The organism is Halomonas saccharevitans, assembly GCF_900116405.1.
GTDB lineage: Bacteria > Pseudomonadota > Gammaproteobacteria > Pseudomonadales > Halomonadaceae > Halomonas > Halomonas saccharevitans.
This window is the reverse complement of the sequence record NZ_FPAQ01000002.1, coordinates 156,500-173,883: the sequence shown is the minus strand read 5'-3', so window position 1 is coordinate 173,883 and position 17,384 is coordinate 156,500. Positions and strand designations below refer to the sequence as shown.

The following is a 17,384-nucleotide window of genomic DNA, read 5'->3' as shown; positions in this document are numbered from 1 at the left end:
GATGGAAGAAGGAGACGACGCATGGACGCCTGGCAGACGGTGATCGTGCTCACGCTGATGGCCGGCATGGCGATGCCGATGGGTGCCTGGCTGGCGCGGGTGGAGTGCATCCCGATCGACTGGCTCGAAAACGAGCTGCGCCACGGCATCATCGCCTTCGGCGGCGGCGCCCTGCTCTCGGCGGTGGCGCTGGTGCTGGTGCCGGACAGCCTGCCGGTTCTCGACATCGCCACCGCCGCAGGCTGCTTCGTGGCCGGCGGGCTGGCGTTCATGGCCCTGGACATCGCCCTGCACCGCAGCGGCACCTCGGCCAGTCAGCTGGCGGCCATGCTCGCGGACTTCGTGCCCGAGGCCCTGGCCCTGGGGGCGGCCTTCGCCCACGGCAGCAGCGGCAGCCTGCTGCTCGCCGGCCTGATGGCGCTGCAGAACCTGCCCGAAGGCTTCAACGCCTACCACGAACTGCGCAGCACCACCCCCTACTCGAGCCGCCGGCTGATCGCGATGTTCTTCGCCATGGCCTGGCTGGGGCCGCTGGCCGGGTTGAGCGGCTTCCTGTGGCTGGCACCGTATCCCACGGCGGTGGCGATGATCATGCTGTTCGCCGCCGGCGGCATCCTCTATTCGGTGTTCCAGGACCTCGCGCCCCAGGCCAAGCTCGACTACCACTGGGGACCGCCCCTGGGCGCGGTACTGGGCTTCGCGCTGGGCCTTGTCGGCCATATGCTGCTGATCTAGCGGCCGCCGCCAGGCCCCTTCACGAGGCCCCTTCACGTCGCCCTCTTTATCCGCCACGCACAAGAAAAGAGGCACGCCCAGGGGCGTGCCTCTTGCGATGCTGGACGCGGCGCCAGGCGCCGCGGGCTCAGCAGCTGTAGTACATGTCGAACTCGATCGGGTGCGTGGTCATGCGGATACGCTCCACGTCTTCTTCGAGCAGCTCGATGTAGGCATCGATCATGTCGTCGGTGAAGACGCCACCCTCGGTGAGGAAGCTGCGATCGGCGTCCAGCGCCGCGAGGGCCTGGTCAAGGCTCTCGGCCACGGTCGGAATCGACTTGCCCTCTTCCGGCGGCAGGTCGTAGAGGTTCTTGTCCATGGCATCGCCGGGATGGATCTTGTTGCGGATGCCGTCGATACCGGCCATCAGCATCGCCGCGAAGCACAGGTAGGGATTGGCGGTCGGGTCGGGGAAGCGCAGCTCGACACGCTTGCCCTTGGGGCTCGCGGTGTAGGGAATACGGATGGAGGCGGAGCGGTTGCGGGCGCTGTAAGCCAGCATCACCGGCGCCTCGAAGCCCGGCACCAGACGCTTGTAGGAGTTGGTGGAGGCGTTGGTGAAGGCGTTCAGGGCACGAGCGTGCTTGATGACACCGCCGATGTAGTAGAGCGCCATCTCGGAGAGACCCGCGTACTCGTCGCCGGCGAACTGGTTGGTGCCATCCTTCCAGAACGACTGGTGCACGTGCATGCCGCTGCCGTTGTCGCCGACCAGCGGCTTGGGCATGAAGGTCGCGGTCTTGCCGTAAGCGTGAGCCACGTTGTGGATCACGTACTTCATTTCCTGGACCTCGTCGGCCTTCTTGACCAGGGTGTTGAACTTCACGCCGATCTCGTTCTGGCCGGCGTTGGCCACCTCGTGGTGATGCACCTCGACCGTCTGGCCGATGGCCTCCAGGGTGTTGCACATGGCGCCGCGAATGTCGTGGAAGCTGTCCACCGGCGGCACCGGGAAGTAGCCACCCTTGACCCGCGGACGGTGGGCCAGGTTACCGCCCTCCACCGAGCGGTCGGTGGACCAGGCACCCTCTTCGGAGGAGATCTTGTACATGGAGCCCTCGATATCGGACTTCCAGTGCACCTCGTCGAAGATGAAGAACTCGGGCTCCGGACCGAAGAAGGCGGTGTCGCCCAGGCCGGAGGACTGCAGGAAGGCCTCGGCGCGCTTGGCGATGGAGCGCGGATCGCGCTCGTAGCCCTGCATGGTGGCCGGCTCGATGATGTCGCAGCGCAGCACCAGGGTGGCGTCTTCGGTGAAGGGGTCGAGGAAGCCGGAGCCGTCTTCGGGGCGCAGGATCATGTCGGATTCGTTGATGCCCTTCCAGCCGGAGATGGAGGAGCCGTCGAACATCTGACCGTTCTCGAAAAACTCCTCGTCGACGTCGCGCGCCGGGATGGTCACGTGCTGTTCCTTGCCACGCGTATCGGTAAAGCGCAGGTCGATCCACTTCACGTCGTGTTCTTCAATCAGGGCGAGTGTCTTATCGGACATGGAGTCCTCCACAGTGAGCTGAGCTGAAAAGCTTGAGCGGTGTCAGGGCATTGCCGCAGGTGGGTTCCGACGATGTTGTAGCATGCCGCCGGGCCGATGCCCACGGCCAACCTGCCGCAAGATAACCTTGCCGATAAGAATGCAGGCCGCGTGCCAGCTTTGCACCACCGAACGACAAAAACATCACAAGCCACTGATTAAAAAGGTTTTTCTCCACTCACTCCTGGCCGACTCATGCACCAGAATCGCCATTCATTTTTTCCGCGCACCGCATCACCCGCCTTTACGCACCACAAAAGTGCACAAAAAACGTCCCTCGCACCAGAATGTCTCGCGAACCGCGCTTCGGCCCTCCGTGCCCCGACGCCATGCGATGGCCTCCCTCATCCCTGCTGCGGTCGGAAGGTCATCTTCGCAACACAGAAATATCAGTCCGATGCGCATTGATACGTGTTAACACCAAAAACTACACTCGTTTACATGGCGGCGCCGACCGGTGTGGCGCGGGCTCCGGAGAGGCAGCGCGGATTCTGGGGTGAGTGCCATCCCAAGCGACCCGCGCCCAACCAAGGGAGCCGACGCGAGCATGATCGTCTGCAGCATCCTCCTCGATGCCCGCGCCTCGGGTGCAGGCCTGCCGCGCCGCCTGGCGGCGCTGAGGCCCCTGAGACAGCGCCGCGACCTGCGGCTCGAGCTACTGCTGGCCGACGATACCGGCGATCAGCGCCTGATACGCATGGCCAGTCGCCACGAGGTGCGCCTCGTGACCACCGAGGGCACCCCGCTTGGCGACCGCCTCAACACGGCGGTCGCCCACAGCCAGGGGCAGGTGCTGCTGTTCCCGGCCCCGGGGCCGCTCATCTCCCCCGGCTGGCTGGTCGATACCCTGGCCGACATCGAACGTCATGCCCAGGACGCCGTGGTCCTGACCGCCCTGCGTCCCAATCGGCTGATGCTGCTCTGGCAGCGCCTGCGCCACCAGCCCCTCGCCGACACTCTCTGCGTCTCCCGCGCCTGGTTCGAGCGCATCGGCGGCTGCGACCCGTCGCTGGACACCGAGGCCCTGCCCGACCTGATCGCCCGCCTGCATGCCTGCCAGGCACGCGTCACCGCCGTCGAGGCCTGAATCGCCCTTTCACCCTCTTTTCAGTGGCTCCCAAACCACTGATATATGGTCGTGACGGAAGATTCACGGCGACAAAGCTGGTAGCCGTCGTCGCCCTGCCCCTATAATGCGCCCCCAATTTTGTCAGCAGGATCCCGTCGTGATCGAGAATCTTCGCAACATCGCCATCATCGCTCACGTCGACCACGGCAAGACCACCCTGGTCGACAAACTGCTCAGCCAGTCCGGCACTCTCGACCGCAAGGCCGAGGGGCAGGAGCGCATCATGGACTCCAATGACCAGGAGAAGGAGCGTGGCATCACGATCCTGGCCAAGAACACGGCGATCCGCTGGCAGGCCCCCGACGGCCAGGACTACCACATCAACATCGTCGACACCCCCGGACACGCCGACTTCGGCGGCGAGGTCGAGCGCGTGATGTCGATGGTCGACTCCGTGCTGCTGCTGGTCGACGCCGTCGACGGCCCCATGCCGCAGACTCGCTTCGTGACCCAGAAGGCCTTCGACCAGGGCTTGAAGCCGATCGTCGTGGTCAACAAGATCGACCGCCCCGGCGCGCGTCCCGACTACGTCATCGACCAGATCTTCGACCTGTTCGACAACCTCGGCGCCAGCGACGACCAGCTCGACTTCCCGATCATCTACTGCTCGGCCCTGAACGGCATCGCCGGGCCGGAGCCGGAGCAGCTGGCCGAGGACATGACGCCGATGTTCCAGTCCATCGTCGACATCGTCGAGCCGCCCAAGGTCGAGCTCGACGGCCCCTTCCAGATGCAGATCTCGGCGCTGGACTACTCCAGCTACGTCGGCGTCATTGGCCTGGGCCGCATCACCCGCGGCTCGGTCAAGCCGAACCAGCAGATCACCGTGATCAGCAAGGAAGGCAAGGAGCGCAAGGGCAAGATCGGCCAGGTCATGACCCACTTGGGCCTGGAGCGGGTGCAGACCGACGAGGCCACCGCCGGCGACATCATCTGCGTCACCGGCATCGACAACCTGGCGATCTCCGACACCCTCTGCGACCCGGCCGTCGTCGAGGCGCTGCCGGCACTGACCGTCGATGAGCCGACCGTCTCCATGACCTTCCAGGTCAACGACTCGCCCTTCGCCGGCAAGGAAGGCAAGTTCGTCACCAGCCGCAACATCAGGGATCGCCTCGACCAGGAGCTGATCCACAACGTGGCGCTGCGCGTCGAGCAGGGCGACAGCCCGGAGAAGTTCATCGTCTCCGGTCGCGGCGAGCTGCACCTCTCGGTGCTGATCGAGAGCATGCGCCGCGAGGGCTTCGAGCTGGCCGTGGGCCGTCCCGAGGTGATCATTCGCGAGATCGACGGGGAGCAGCAGGAGCCCTACGAGGAAGTGATCATCGACTGCGAGGAGCAGCACCAGGGCTCCGTCATGGAGGAGCTCGGCTACCGCAAGGGTGAGCTGGTCAACATGAACCCGGACGGCAAGGGCCGCGTGCGTCTGGACTTCATCATCCCCGCCCGCGGGCTGATCGGCTTCCGTGGCCAGTTCCTGACCCTGACCTCCGGTACCGGCATCCTCACCAGCCGCTTCGATCACTACGGCCCGCTCAAGCCCGACGCCTCCATCGAGCGGCGCAACGGCGTGCTGGTCTCCATGGTCCCCGGCAAGGCGCTGGCCTACGCGCTCTACGCCCTGCAGGATCGCGGCAAGCTGATCATCGACCATGCCACCGAGGTCTACGAGGGCATGCTGATCGGTATCAACAACCGTGCCAACGACATGGTGGTCAACCCCACCAAGGGCAAGAAGCTCGACAACATGCGTTCCACGGGCAACGACGAGAACATCGTGCTGACCCCGCCGATCAACTTCACCCTCGAGCAGGCCATCGAATTCCTGGATTCCGATGAGCTGGTGGAAGTCACCCCCAGCCACATCCGCCTGCGCAAGAAGCACCTGACCGAGAACGAACGCAAGCGCGCCAGCAAGAAGTAAGCCGGCCCGCCACCGCCAGAGCCCGCCCATCCGGCGGGCTCTGTCGTTTGTGGCCGCTGCAAACGGCCCCGCGTCCCGGCGGCGGCTATGCTGGAGGCTGAATCACCCACCCAAGGAGTGCCGACATGCACAAGCACGTGGAGTGGGACGATCCCGGCGAGCGGGGCGTCCTGCGTTACTATGCCAACCATCCCGACGACTACCGCCAGCCCCAGCGCGGCAGCATCCTGTCGGCCAGCTACCGTGGATTCACCGTCAGGGTGAAGGTCGCGGCCCGGGTCGAAAGCACCAGCATCGGCGAGGTGGTGGCCCTGATCGCCGACGACAACGGTCGACGCCAGCAGGCCGCCGGCGACCTCACGCTCGGCGACACGGTGCGCCTGCCCGACGCCTTCCGCGCCCTCGAACCTCGTCACCCCGAGGGATCGGACGAGTCGGAAGAGCCGGAAGATCCCCAAGACTGATCCCGACGGCGGTGACCACCGGGCACCGCCAACGCCTCCTAAACGCTGGCCTACTAGCCAGACAGGCCCTCGTGCCGCAAAGTTGGCGGCACAGGCTCACAAGGCCCACCAAGGCAATCCTGGATTCCCATGAGCACGCATAACGTCTGGACCCACAAGGGCACCTTCCTGCTGGCCGCCGTCGGCTCGGCCGTCGGGCTCGGCAACCTCTGGCGCTTCCCCTACCTGACCGGCGAAAACGGCGGCGGCGCCTTCATCCTGGTCTACGCCCTGACCATCTTCGCCGTGGGCATCCCCATCCTGATCGCCGAGATCATGCTCGGCCGCAACAGCCGACGCAGTCCGATCATGGGCATGCGCTTTCTCACCCGCACCCACCAGACCTCCCGCGCCTGGGAGTCGATCGGCTGGCTGGGGGCCGCCTCCGCCTTCCTGATCCTGAGCTTCTACTCGGTGATCGCCGGCTGGGCGATCCACTACACCGGGCTGATGCTGACCGGGGGGATGGCCGATATCGACGCCGCCGGGGCCGGCCAGAGCTTCGATGCGCTGCTCGCCTCGCCGATGCTGCTGACCCTCTATCACACCCTGTTTATCGCCGCCTCGGCGCTGATCGTGGGCCTGGGCATCCACAAGGGCATCGAGAGCGGCCTGCGCCTGCTGATGCCCTCGCTGTTCGTGATCCTGCTGGTGGTGCTGGGCTATGGCGCCGTGGTCGGCGACATCGGCGCCGCAGCGAGCTTCCTGTTCACCTTCAACCTGGCCGACTTGAGCCTCGAGGGCTGGCTCGAGGCGATGGGGCAGTCGTTCTTCACGCTGAGCCTCGGCATGGGCGCCATCATGGCCTACGGCGCCTACATGCCGGGCGAGTCATCGCTGACCCGCACCGCCTTCGCGATCGCCGTGGTCGACACCGCGGTGGCCATGGTGGCGGGCCTGGCGATCTTCTCGCTGGTCTTCGGCTCCGGCCTGAACCCCGGCGAGGGCCCCGGCCTGATGTTCGTCACCCTGCCGCTGGCCTTCGCCGAGATGCCGGGCGGCGCCCTGGTCGGCGGCGTATTCTTCCTGCTGGTGCTGGGCGCGGCGATCAGCTCGTCGATCTCGCTGATCGAGCCCGTGGCGGCCTTTTTGGTCGAGCGCTTCGACCTGACCCGCCCCCAGGCCGTGATCATGATGGTGATCGCCAGCTGGGCGCTGGGCCTGCTCACCGTGGTCAGCTTCAACCTGTGGGCCGAGGGCACGCTCTTTCACACCCTGTTCGGGCGCAGCGCCTTCGGCCTGATCGAGATGCTGACCAACATCTTCATGCCGCTGGGCGGCCTGATGATCGCGCTGTTCGCCGGCTGGGCGCTGACCCACTCCGAGGTGATGAAGGAGATGCACACCAACGAGCGCTGGTTCCGCCTCTGGCGTTTTTTGGTGCGTTTCGTGGCGCCGGCGGCGGTGGCCTTCGTCTTCCTGCGCAGCATTCCCCAGGTGGAGGGCTACCTGATCCCGGCCATCGGCGCCGTGGTGATCGTCGGTGCCTTCGCCGCGGGTCGCACCTTCCTCGCCGACGACAGCCAGCAACAGTAAGCGCAGGAGCGTGATAACGGCAGCGTCCGAAGCGCATCACCAGAACAACAACCCACGGGATCCGCAATGGCCGCCATCATCGATGTACAGCACGTCAACAAGGCCTTCGGGGGCCTAAAGGTCATCAACGACTGCTCGATCCAGGTGGAGAAAGGCTCGATCACCGGCCTGATCGGGCCCAACGGGGCCGGCAAGTCGACGCTGTTCAACATCATCGCCGGGGCCCTGCCGCTGGACAGCGGCCGGGTCCTGCTCGACGGCGACGACATCACCAACCAGCCGGCCAACGCGCTCTTCCACCGGGGTCTGCTGCGCACCTTCCAGATCGCCCACGAGTTCTCCCACATGACGGCGCTGGAGAACCTGATGATGGTGCCGCCGGCCCAGTCCGGCGAGAACCTGTTCGCCGCCTGGTTCACGCCGGGCCTGGTGCGAAGCGAGGAGACCGAGGTGCGCCGCCGGGCGCTGGAGGTGATCGACTTCATCGGCCTGCACCACGTGCGCAACGAGCTCGCTGGCAACCTCTCCGGCGGCCAGAAGAAGCTCCTCGAGCTCGGCCGCACCATGATGACCGACGCCCGGGTGGTGCTGCTCGACGAGATCGCCGCCGGCGTCAACCGCACCCTGCTCGGCGATCTCGTCACCAACATCGAGCGGCTCAATCGCGAGCTGGGCTACACCTTCCTGGTCATCGAACACGACATGGACATGATCGCCCGGCTCTGCGACCCGGTGATCGTGCTGGCCCAGGGCAGCGTGATGGTCGAGGGCAGCATCGCGGAGATCCAGAACAACCCCGAGGTCATCGAGGCGTACTTTGGCGCGGCCAGCTGAGCGGTGTGCCGATGCCTCCTCGGGGGTCCGGCGTCCCACGGGACGCCGCCAATAACGATAACGAACGCAGAGAACGACTGACCATGCCATTACTCGACGCACGCAACGTGCACGGCGGCTACGGCGGCATGAACATCCTCAACGGGGTGGACATGGCCATCGAGTCCGACCAGATCGGCGTGATCGTCGGTCCCAACGGGGCCGGCAAGTCCACCATGCTCAAGGCCGTGTTCGGGCTGCTCCACGTCAGCCAGGGCGAGATCCTGCTGCGCGGCGAGCCGATCCACAACCTGCCCCCCAACAAGCTGGTGCAGAAGGGGATGGGCTTCGTGCCCCAGGAGAACAACGTCTTCCCGAGCCTCACGGTGAAGGAGAACCTGGAGATGGGCGCCTTCCTCAAGCCGGGCAACGTCAAGCGCATGCTGGCCCAGGTCTTTGAGTTCTTCCCGCCGCTCCATGAGAAGCGCCACCAGCCGGCCGGCGAGCTCTCCGGCGGTCAGCGCCAGATGGTGGCCATGGGCCGGGCGCTGATGGCCGAACCCAGCCTGCTGCTGCTCGACGAGCCCACCGCCGGCCTCTCGCCGCTCTACATGAACGAGATCTTCGAGCAGGTGAAGCGGGTCAACTCGGCCGGCGTGGGCATCCTGATGGTCGAGCAGAACGCCAAGCAGGCGCTCGGCATCGCCGACAAGGGCTTCGTGCTGGCCGCCGGCCAGAATCGCTTCACCGATACCGGGGCCGCCCTGCTGGCCGACCCGGACGTCGCCAAGAGCTTCCTCGGCGGCTAGTCCCGGCGCCCGACCTGGAGAATCCTTCGTGAACGAACTCGTCTTCTTCATCAACAACGTGGTGATCGCCGGCAGCGTGACCGGCTCGATCTACGCCATCGGCGCGGTGGGCGTGACGCTGATCTTCAGCATCATGCGCTTCGCCCACTTCGCTCATGGCGACATGATGACCTTCGGCGCCTTCATGGTGCTGCTGCTGGCCAGCGCCTTCCCGGGGGCCGGGGCGGCCTTCGGCGTGCCCGCCGCGCTGGTGCTGCTGCCGGTGGCCATGGCGCTCACGGCGCTGCTCGCGGTGGGCATCGACCGCGCCTTCTACAAGCCGCTGCGCGCCCACGGCGTCAAGCCCATCGTGCTGGTGATCGGCTCGCTGGGGGTGACGCTGATGCTACAGGGCCTGATCCGGCTGTTCTCGGGCACCGGCGGCCAGAGCCTCTACGTCGATGATCGCAAGGAGATATTCCGCCTCGCCCTGCCCTTCGAGGGCGTGCGGGTGCCGGTGGTGATCACCGAGCCGCAGCTCTGGCTCTTCGGGATCACCCTGGTCACCGTGGTGGGCCTGCACCTCTTCCTGACCCGCTCGCGGCTCGGCAAGGCGATGCGCGCCATGTCCGACAACCCCGACCTGGCCCAGGCCTCGGGCATCAACACCAACACCATCGTCGCCGTGACCTGGGTGATCGCCGGCGGGCTCGCCGCCATCGCCGGCACCCTGCTGTCGCTGGACGTCACCTTCAAGCCCGATCTCAGCTTCTTCCTGCTGCTGCCGATCTTCGCCGCCGCCATCGTCGGCGGCGTGGGTCATCCCTTCGGGGCGGTGGCCGGTGGCTTCGTGGTGGGCTTCGCCGAGACCCTGGCGGTGTTCAACTGGAGCGTGCTGCTCAGGCCCTTCCGGGACAGCCTGCCGGAGTGGCTGACCCAGGCCGGCAATCTCGCCTTCGTCGGCACCGAGTACAAGATCGTGGTGCCCTTCTTCATCCTGGTCGTCATCCTGGTGTGGCGCCCCACCGGCATCTTCAAGGGCAAGGTGATCTGATGGAAACCAGACGCACCGATATCGTCGCCACCCCCAGCCGCCTGCCGCTGCGGGAAATACTGCTCTTCCTCGCCCTGCTGGCGGCCGTGCTCGGCGTCTACGCCGCGATGGGCAGTGCCTACAGCACCCGCATGCTGGTGGAGGCCTCCTGCTACGCCATCCTGGCCCTCGGCCTGACCATCCAGTGGGGCTATGCCGGACAGTTCAATGCCGGGGTGATGGGCTTCGTGGCCCTGGGCGGCTTCAGCGCCATGTTCTTCAGCATCCCGGTCAACGAGGCGTTCTGGGGCAGCGAGCTGCCCGGCGAGCTTGGCCTGGTGCTGCTCGCCATGCTGGCCGCCATCCTCGTCGTGCTCGGCGCCACCCGGCTCGACCGGCTCGGCGTGCCGAAGCGGCTGCGCACCGTCATCGCCGTGGTGCTCGGGGTCGTGCTCTACCTGGTGGTGATCAACGCCCTGCGCGACGTGACCGATCAGATCGAGTCCCAGGCCGGTTTCATCGGCGGCCTGGGGCTGCCGGTCGGCGTGGGCTGGATCGTCGGCGGCGCGCTGGCAGGCGCAGTGGGCTTCTTCATCGGCCGGGTCTGCCTGGGGCTGCGCAGCGACTACCTGGCAATCGCGACCCTGGGCATCGCCGAGATCATCAAGGCCTTCCTCAAGAACTCCGACTGGCTGACCCGCGGCACCGCCACCGTCTCGCCACTGCCCTGGCCGGTGCCGGGCCCTGCCGAGGTCGGCTTCACCCTGGCCCGGGCGATGTACCTGTCGGTGACCGCGGTGATGATCGCGGTGATCTTCTTCCTGCTGAGTCGCGCCTATCACGCCCCCTGGGGGCGGATGATCCGCGCCATTCGCGACAACGAGCTCTCTGCCGCCGCCATGGGCAAGGACATCAACCGGCGTCGTCTGGAGATCTTCGTGCTGGGCTGCATCTTGATGGGCATCGGCGGCGCCGCGCTCGGCAGCTTCAACAGCATGTTCGATCCCCAGGGCTACCTGCCGCTCAACCACACCTTCCTGGTCCTGGTGATGGTCATCCTGGGCGGTCCCGGCAATAACCTGGGCACCATCTTCGGCGCCGTAGCGGTCTATCTCATCTGGATCATGTCCGAGCCGCTGGCGCTGTTTGTGATGGAGCTGGTCGTCGCCTTCGGCGAGGGCACCTTCGGCTGGGAGGCGCCCACCAACATGGACAGCCGAGCGCTGCAGGCGCGGGTGTTCGTGATCGGGCTGCTGATCACCCTGGTGCTGCGCTTCGCGCCCAAGGGGCTGCTGCCGGAGAAGGTCAGGCACGTGGCCTGACACGTCATCGGCCCGGGACGCGGTCCCGGGCCGATGGCATCTCTCTTGTTGGCTGACCGGCCCGTTCGTCAGGTGACGAGCGGGCCGGCTGCCGCTAGAAGGCCTCCCACTCGGGCTCACGCTCCTCGGCCTTCGACAAACGCGCCCGGGGCGAGGCCTCGTCGGACGCCGGCGTCGCCGAGGCGGTGGACGACGCCTGGCTCGCATGGTGGCTGGCATGAAGGGCGCTCTCCTCGCGCTCATCGCCCAGCACGAAGCCGCTGATCAGGCCGCTGAGCTGCTCGGCCTGGCGGCGCATCTGGGCGGCCGTGTCGGAGCTCTGCTCGACCATGGTGGCATTCTGCTGGGTCATGGTATCGAGCTGATTGACGGCCGTGTTGACCTCCGCGATGCCGGCGCTCTGCTCTCGCGACCCGGCGTTGATCTCGGAGATCACGGCCGTCACCTGCCCCACGCGGTCGAAGATCTCACGCATGGTCTCGCCGGCCCGCTGCACGATCTTGGTGCCGTCCTGGGAGAGCGTCACCGACGACTCGATCAGGCCCTTGATCTCGCTGGCCGCCTCCGCCGAGCGCTGGGCGAGCTTGCGCACCTCCTGAGCCACCACGGCGAAGCCGCGACCGTGCTCGCCGGCACGCGCCGCCTCGACCGAGGCGTTGAGCGCCAGGATATTGGTCTGGAAGGCGATGGAGTCGATCATCGAGACGATATCGCCGATCTGCGACGACGAGCGGTTGATGTCGCCCATCGTCTTCTCGACGCCCTGCATGGCCGCCTGGCCCTGCTGGGCGACACCGGAGGTGGCGGTGACCAGCTGGTCGGCCTGCTCGGTGTGGCTGGCGTTGTTCTCCACCGTGGAGGTGATCTCCTCCATGGCCGAGGAGGTCTGCTGCAGGCTGTCCGCGGCCTGGTCGGTGCGTGCCGCCAGCTCCTCGCTGCCCTGGGCGATATCGTTGGCCGCCCAGGAGACCGCGTTGGCGCCGTGGCGCACGTCGCGCAGCATCGACTGCATGCGCTCGAGGAAGGCGTTGAACTGCTCGCCCAGCTCGCCGATCTCGTCGCGGCTGCGAACGGTCAGGCGCCGGGTCAGATCCCCCCGGCCGGCCGCCACCTCGCTGGCGACCTCCTTGATGGTCGAGGCCGTGTAGCGCACCTGGTGAACCGTGCGGCGCGCCAGCCACATCGCGAAAGCCGCGATGATCAGGTTGGCCACGGTGCCCAGGCTCCAGAGCCGGACCAGAGAAGCGATGAGCGACTCCTCGGCCGCCGCCTCGATACCCGCCATGGCCGCCTCGATATCACTGACATAGACGCCGGCCCCGATCACCCAGCCCCAGGGCTCGACGGAGGCGACATAGGAGTGTTTGGGCTCGGGCTCGCCGGTCTCGGGGTCCGGCCACTCGTACCGATAGGAACCGCCGCCCAGCGCGGCCAGCTGGGCCATGTCGCGGATCATGTGAATGCCGTTGGCGTCGGTGGCCCCGAACATGTTGGTGCCCACCGTGTCGGGCGCCGCCGGCTGCACCAGCATGTGGCCGTCCGACTCGAAGGCAAAGATGTAGTTGTCGCCCTCGAAGCGCAGGCTATCGAGCAACTCCATGGCGCGTCGTTTCGCCTCGTCGGTGTCGGGCACCGTGGCGGCGATTCGTTCCACCATGGACGTGGCGAGCTCGACGTGGCCCCGCACGCCGCGCTGGCGCGCCTCGAGCAGCAGCTCACGCTGCTGCTCGACCTGTTGCTGATTGGCCTGAATGCCGCCATACCCTTCGAGCAGCAGCAGGCAGGAGGAGGAGAGAATCAGCGGCATGAGGACCAGCAGCAGGATCTTCACCTGCAGGCTGTCGGTGACGAACCGCAGCAGGCGAAACCGGGGGGGCGCGGCGGAGGAAGCATTGTTCATTATTGGGTCTCCCAGGGAAACAGAAGTGGCGAAAGCTCGCCAGCGCCACGAGGTGACGGCGGGCCCCGACCCTCGGCGTGCCGCGGGGGCGAGGATCGGGCCGACGGCAAGCATGGATGTTATGGGGGGCTCTGGCCGCTGGCCTGGCGAGGCGGTGCCTCACATCGTCCCATTGTCGGGATTGGGCGGTGCCGCCGAATGATGTAGATCAAGCTTTGTTGCTAAATATGAAACTAAATTAATGATTATGTATTTACCCCTCACAGAAAAGCCCCGGCGGTTGCCCGCCGGGGCCCTCGTTCATTCGCCTCCGATCAACGGGAGCGCGACCCTCAGAGGTCGACGTAGCCCTGGCTGGTAAAGGTGCCGTCCTCGATCACCATCTCCAGCACCACGCCCGGCACATCGCCGTTGGCATCGAACTCGTGGGTGCCGGAGGCGCCCTCGTAGTTGATCTCGGTGCCGGCGGCGATCAGCTCCACCGCCTTCTCCCACTCGCCGGGCAGCACCACCTCGCCCGGCGCGCTGGCCACGCTGCGCAGCGCCTCGTTGAGCCCCTCGCGCTCGGCGCTGCCGTGCTGTTCGATGGCCAGCGCCACCAGGAAGGCGGCGTCGTAGGCCTGGGCGGCGAACACCGCGCTGGGATCGATGCCGGCTTCCTCGGCCTGGGCCTGGAACATCTCGGTGCCCGGCAATTCGGGGCTGCCCGGGCGGGTGGCGATCATGCCGTCGAGCACGTCGGCGCCGATGGCCTCGACCAGGCTGTCGCCGACCATGCCGTCGGCCCCGATGTACTGGGTGAACATGCCGCTCTCGTAGGCCTGGCGCACCACCGTCTGGCCGGAGGTGTCGGCGTAGGCCAGCACCACCAGGTTCGGCACGCCGGTGGAGGAGAGGATCCCCAGCTCCGAGCGGTAGTCGGCGCGATTGTCCTCGTGGGCGAGGTTCTCCACCACCGTGCCGCCCGCGGCCTCGAAGGCCGCGCTGAAGGCCTCGGAGAGGCCGCGGCCGTAGTCGTTGTTGACGTAGGTGACGACGACTTCCTCGATGTCTTTGGAGATCAGCAGCTTGGCGAGCATTTCGCCCTGGAAGGCATCCGAGGGCACGGTGCGGAACACCAGGTCGTTGTCGTCGAGGTCGGTCACCGCCGGCGCCGTGGAGGCCGGCGAGACCATGGTCACCCCGCCCGGGACGGCGGCGTTGTTGGCCGCGGCGATGGTCGCGCCGGTGCACAGAGCCCCGACGATGGCGGTGACCTGCTCGGTGTTGACCATGCGGTCGGCGGCATTCGAGGCGGCCGAGGCATCGGAACAGGTAGTGTCGCCGGTGGGCATCACCAGCTCCTGGCCGCCCAGCAGGCCGCCCTGCTCGTTGACCTGACTCACCGCCAGCTGGGCGCCGTCGAAGATCGGCGGCGTCAGGCTCTCGATGCCGCCGGTGAAGCCACCCAGGAAGCCGACCTTGACCTCGGCCTGCGCCATGCCGGAGAGGGCCAGGGTGGTCGCCGCCACCGCCGTCGCTAGAACGCGTTTCTTCATGATTGTTAGTCTCGCTCTGGTTGCTCGGATCATGAACTGCATGAATCACACCTCCCAATCTGGAAGGCCGAGGAGTAAAACACAAGCCGGCGCTGCCAACGCTTCGGGCCCGTCGGAACTCGCCAAGTCATTGATCAAAATGGCGGAACGCCAGTGCTTAAGGGTTCGCACACACGCTTCAACGCAACCGCACACCCCGACCTATACTGAGGGCCGTTCCCCCTGCCAAGAGGTCACCATGACACCACGCCTGACGCCCCTCGCCTTCGCCCTCATCACTCCCCTCACGTTTTTCATGAGCCATGCCCAGGCCGATCAACCCGCCGGCCAGGCCATCGACTACGCCGTGGACGGCGAGGCCTTCGCCGGCTACCTGGCGAGCGCCCCGGATGAATCCCGCGGCACCGTGCTGATCGTCCACGACTGGGACGGCCTCACCGACTACGAGCGCCGGCGCGCCGACATGCTCGCCGAGCTGGGCGTCGACGCCTTCGCCATCGATCTGTACGGACAGGGTAATCGCCCGGTGGAGACGGACGCCAAGAAGGCCGAGACCGCGCGACTCTACGAGGATCGCGAGCGCATGCGCCGCCTGACCCTGGCCGGCCTCGAGGAGGCGCGCGCCCAGGGGGCCGCCGGCCCGGTGGTGATCATGGGCTACTGCTTCGGGGGCGCGGTGGTGCTGGAGCTCGCCCGTTCGGACGCGGCCGGGGAGATGGCCGGCTTCGCTACCTTCCACGGCGGCCTGACCACCCCCGACGGCCAGGGCTATCGCGCCGATACCGGACCGATCCTGGTGGCCCACGGCGGCGCCGATGGCTCGATCTCGCTGGACGACGTCGCGGCCCTGGGCCGTGAGCTCGAGGCCGCCGGCACCCCCTACGAGATCGAGATCTACTCGGGCGCGCCCCACGCCTTCACCGTCTTCGGCAGCGAGCGCTACCAGGCGCGGGCCGACGAGAAGTCCTGGGCCGCCTTCCTGAGTCTGCTCGACGAGGCGCTGTGATCCCCCCGGGCGGCCCGCGGCGCGGGTCGCCGCACTCGTCGCCATCTCGCAAGAAGCCGTTCGTTTAATCAAAGATTAATGGTTTTTCTTTCTGTAGAATCGCTTTCCGGAACTGACAACCACCACATAAAAGCTGTTTTGCAGAAAGGAGTACCGACGTGACGAGCCCCTCGACGGCCGCGCCCACCAACGTGTGGCGGCGCATTCCCCTGTGGCAGAAGATCCTCGCCGGCCTGGCGCTCGGCATCCTCGCCGGCGCGCTGATGGGCGAGGACGCCAGCGTCTTCAAGCCCATTGGTGACGTCTTCATCAGCGCCATCAAGATGCTGATCGTGCCGCTGGTGTTCTCCACCCTGGTGGTGGGCATCACGGCGATGCGCGACCCGCAGAAGATGGGCCGCATCGGCGTGCGCACCATCGGCCTGTACCTGATCACCACCGCCTTCGCCATCGCCATCGGCCTGCTGGCCTCGCTGATCTTCCAGCCCGGCGTGGGCCTGGAGATGAGCTTCGAGTCCGGCATGGAGGCCAAGGAGGCCCCCAGCCTGGTGGAGATCCTGGTCGGCCTGGTGCCCCAGAACCCCATCGACGCGCTGGCCAACGGCAACATCCTGCAGATCATCGTCTTCGCCATCGGGCTCGGCATCTCGCTGACCCTGATCGGCGAGAAGGGCGAGCCGGTCGTGCGCGTCTTCGAGAGCTTCGCCGAGGCGATGTACAAGCTGACCAGCTTCGTCATGGCCCTCGCCCCGTTCGGCGTGTTCGGCCTGATCGCCCACGTCTCGGGCAGCTACGGCCTCGAGGTGCTGCTGCCGCTGGCCAAGGTCATCGGCGTGGCCTACCTGGCCAGCGTGGTGCACGTGCTGGTCGTCTACTCCGGCCTGCTGGCGCTGCTCGGCCGCCTCAACCCGGTGCGCTACCTGCAGGGCATCCTCGATGCTCTGGTGGTGGCCTACTCCTCGGCCTCCTCCTCCGGCACCCTGCCGGTCTCGCTGCGCTGCGCCCAGAAGAACCTCGGCGTCTCCGAGGGCGTGGCCGGCTTCGTGCTGCCGGTGGGTGCCACCATCAACATGGACGGCACGGCCATCTACCAGGGCGTAGTGGCGGTATTCATCGCCCAGCTGCTGGGCGTCGAGCTCAGCATGATGGACTACGGCATGATCATCGTGACCGGTACCCTGGCCTCTATCGGTACCGCCGGCGTGCCCGGCGCGGGCCTGGTGATGCTCTCCATCGTGATGGCCCAGATCGGCCTCCCGCTGGAGGCGATCGCGGTGATCGCCGGCATCGACCGCATCCTCGACATGGCCCGCACCAGCGTCAACGTGGCCGGCGACCTGATGGTCACCACCCTGGTCGGCAAGAGCGAAGGCGAGCTAGACGAGAGCGTCTACAACGCCACTCACAAGAGCTGATCCCCCGCGGCGCCGGACCCGCTCCGGCGCCGCGTCCCTCCGCGGCGCGTCCCGGGCCGCTGTAATAAACGGCGCATCCCGGGCCGCTGTAAAAAGCGGCTCGCCCTTAGCCGCTATCCTGGTGCGCTCCCCGACCCGGCTCGCGACCAGCCCCCTGCCCTGCCGGCTC

General features: G+C 66.8%; 14 protein-coding genes. 11 read left to right on the top strand and 3 right to left on the bottom strand.

Features of this window, described 5'->3' with window-relative positions:
* Positions 1 to 21 precede the first annotated feature (21 nt).
* Complete coding sequence (locus BM388_RS01940; RefSeq protein WP_089846621.1) at positions 22 to 735, top strand: ZIP family metal transporter; 714 nt, start codon at positions 22 to 24, stop codon at positions 733 to 735.
* Between the two features lie 127 nt (positions 736 to 862).
* Here BM388_RS01940 and glnA read toward each other — a convergent pair whose 3' ends face one another.
* A complete protein-coding gene (gene glnA, locus BM388_RS01935; RefSeq protein ID WP_089846619.1) occupies positions 863 to 2,269 on the bottom strand; it encodes a glutamate--ammonia ligase in 1,407 nt (468 codons plus the stop codon).
* A gap of 586 nt (positions 2,270 to 2,855) precedes the next feature.
* Here glnA and BM388_RS01930 point away from each other — a divergent pair.
* The 8 genes from BM388_RS01930 to BM388_RS01895 all read left to right on the top strand — a co-directional run bounded on the left by BM388_RS01930 (position 2,856) and on the right by BM388_RS01895 (position 11,356).
* Positions 2,856 to 3,395, top strand: coding sequence for a hypothetical protein (locus BM388_RS01930; protein ID WP_089846617.1), 540 nt, complete (start codon positions 2,856 to 2,858; stop codon positions 3,393 to 3,395).
* A gap of 139 nt (positions 3,396 to 3,534) precedes the next feature.
* Positions 3,535 to 5,361 carry a translational GTPase TypA gene (typA, locus tag BM388_RS01925; RefSeq protein ID WP_089846615.1) on the top strand — a complete coding sequence of 609 codons (1,827 nt, stop codon included), beginning with the start codon at positions 3,535 to 3,537 and terminating at the stop codon, positions 5,359 to 5,361.
* 125 nt (positions 5,362 to 5,486) lie between these two features.
* The gene (locus tag BM388_RS01920; RefSeq protein ID WP_089846613.1) at positions 5,487 to 5,825 is read left to right on the top strand and encodes a hypothetical protein; all 339 of its coding nucleotides are present in this window, start codon (positions 5,487 to 5,489) and stop codon (positions 5,823 to 5,825) included.
* Between the two features lie 129 nt (positions 5,826 to 5,954).
* Positions 5,955 to 7,400, top strand: coding sequence for a sodium-dependent transporter (locus BM388_RS01915; RefSeq protein WP_089846611.1), 1,446 nt, complete (start codon positions 5,955 to 5,957; stop codon positions 7,398 to 7,400).
* Between the two features lie 66 nt (positions 7,401 to 7,466).
* On the top strand, positions 7,467 to 8,234 hold the full coding sequence (locus BM388_RS01910) for an ABC transporter ATP-binding protein (RefSeq protein ID WP_089846609.1): 768 nt from the start codon (positions 7,467 to 7,469) through the stop codon (positions 8,232 to 8,234).
* A gap of 83 nt (positions 8,235 to 8,317) precedes the next feature.
* Positions 8,318 to 9,022, top strand: coding sequence for an ABC transporter ATP-binding protein (locus BM388_RS01905; RefSeq protein ID WP_089846607.1), 705 nt, complete (start codon positions 8,318 to 8,320; stop codon positions 9,020 to 9,022).
* Between the two features lie 28 nt (positions 9,023 to 9,050).
* Positions 9,051 to 10,055, top strand: a complete 1,005-nt coding sequence (locus tag BM388_RS01900) for a branched-chain amino acid ABC transporter permease (RefSeq protein WP_089846605.1) — start codon at positions 9,051 to 9,053, stop codon at positions 10,053 to 10,055.
* Positions 10,055 to 11,356: a branched-chain amino acid ABC transporter permease gene (locus BM388_RS01895; RefSeq protein WP_089846603.1), complete on the top strand. Its 1,302-nt coding sequence runs from the start codon at positions 10,055 to 10,057 to the stop codon at positions 11,354 to 11,356. Before BM388_RS01900 ends, BM388_RS01895 begins: the two co-directional genes overlap by 1 nt.
* A 94-nt stretch (positions 11,357 to 11,450) precedes the next feature.
* Here the strand turns inward: BM388_RS01895 and BM388_RS01890 are convergent, their stop codons facing one another.
* Complete coding sequence (locus tag BM388_RS01890) at positions 11,451 to 13,256, bottom strand: methyl-accepting chemotaxis protein (protein ID WP_089846601.1); 1,806 nt, start codon at positions 13,254 to 13,256, stop codon at positions 11,451 to 11,453.
* Between the two features lie 332 nt (positions 13,257 to 13,588).
* The gene (locus tag BM388_RS01885; protein ID WP_089846700.1) at positions 13,589 to 14,797 is read right to left on the bottom strand and encodes an ABC transporter substrate-binding protein; all 1,209 of its coding nucleotides are present in this window, start codon (positions 14,795 to 14,797) and stop codon (positions 13,589 to 13,591) included.
* 235 nt (positions 14,798 to 15,032) lie between these two features.
* Between BM388_RS01885 and BM388_RS01880 the strand changes: the two genes are divergently transcribed.
* Complete coding sequence (locus tag BM388_RS01880; RefSeq protein ID WP_390882397.1) at positions 15,033 to 15,800, top strand: dienelactone hydrolase family protein; 768 nt, start codon at positions 15,033 to 15,035, stop codon at positions 15,798 to 15,800.
* Between the two features lie 158 nt (positions 15,801 to 15,958).
* On the top strand, positions 15,959 to 17,215 hold the full coding sequence (locus BM388_RS01875) for a dicarboxylate/amino acid:cation symporter (protein ID WP_089846599.1): 1,257 nt from the start codon (positions 15,959 to 15,961) through the stop codon (positions 17,213 to 17,215).
* Positions 17,216 to 17,384 lie beyond the last annotated feature (169 nt).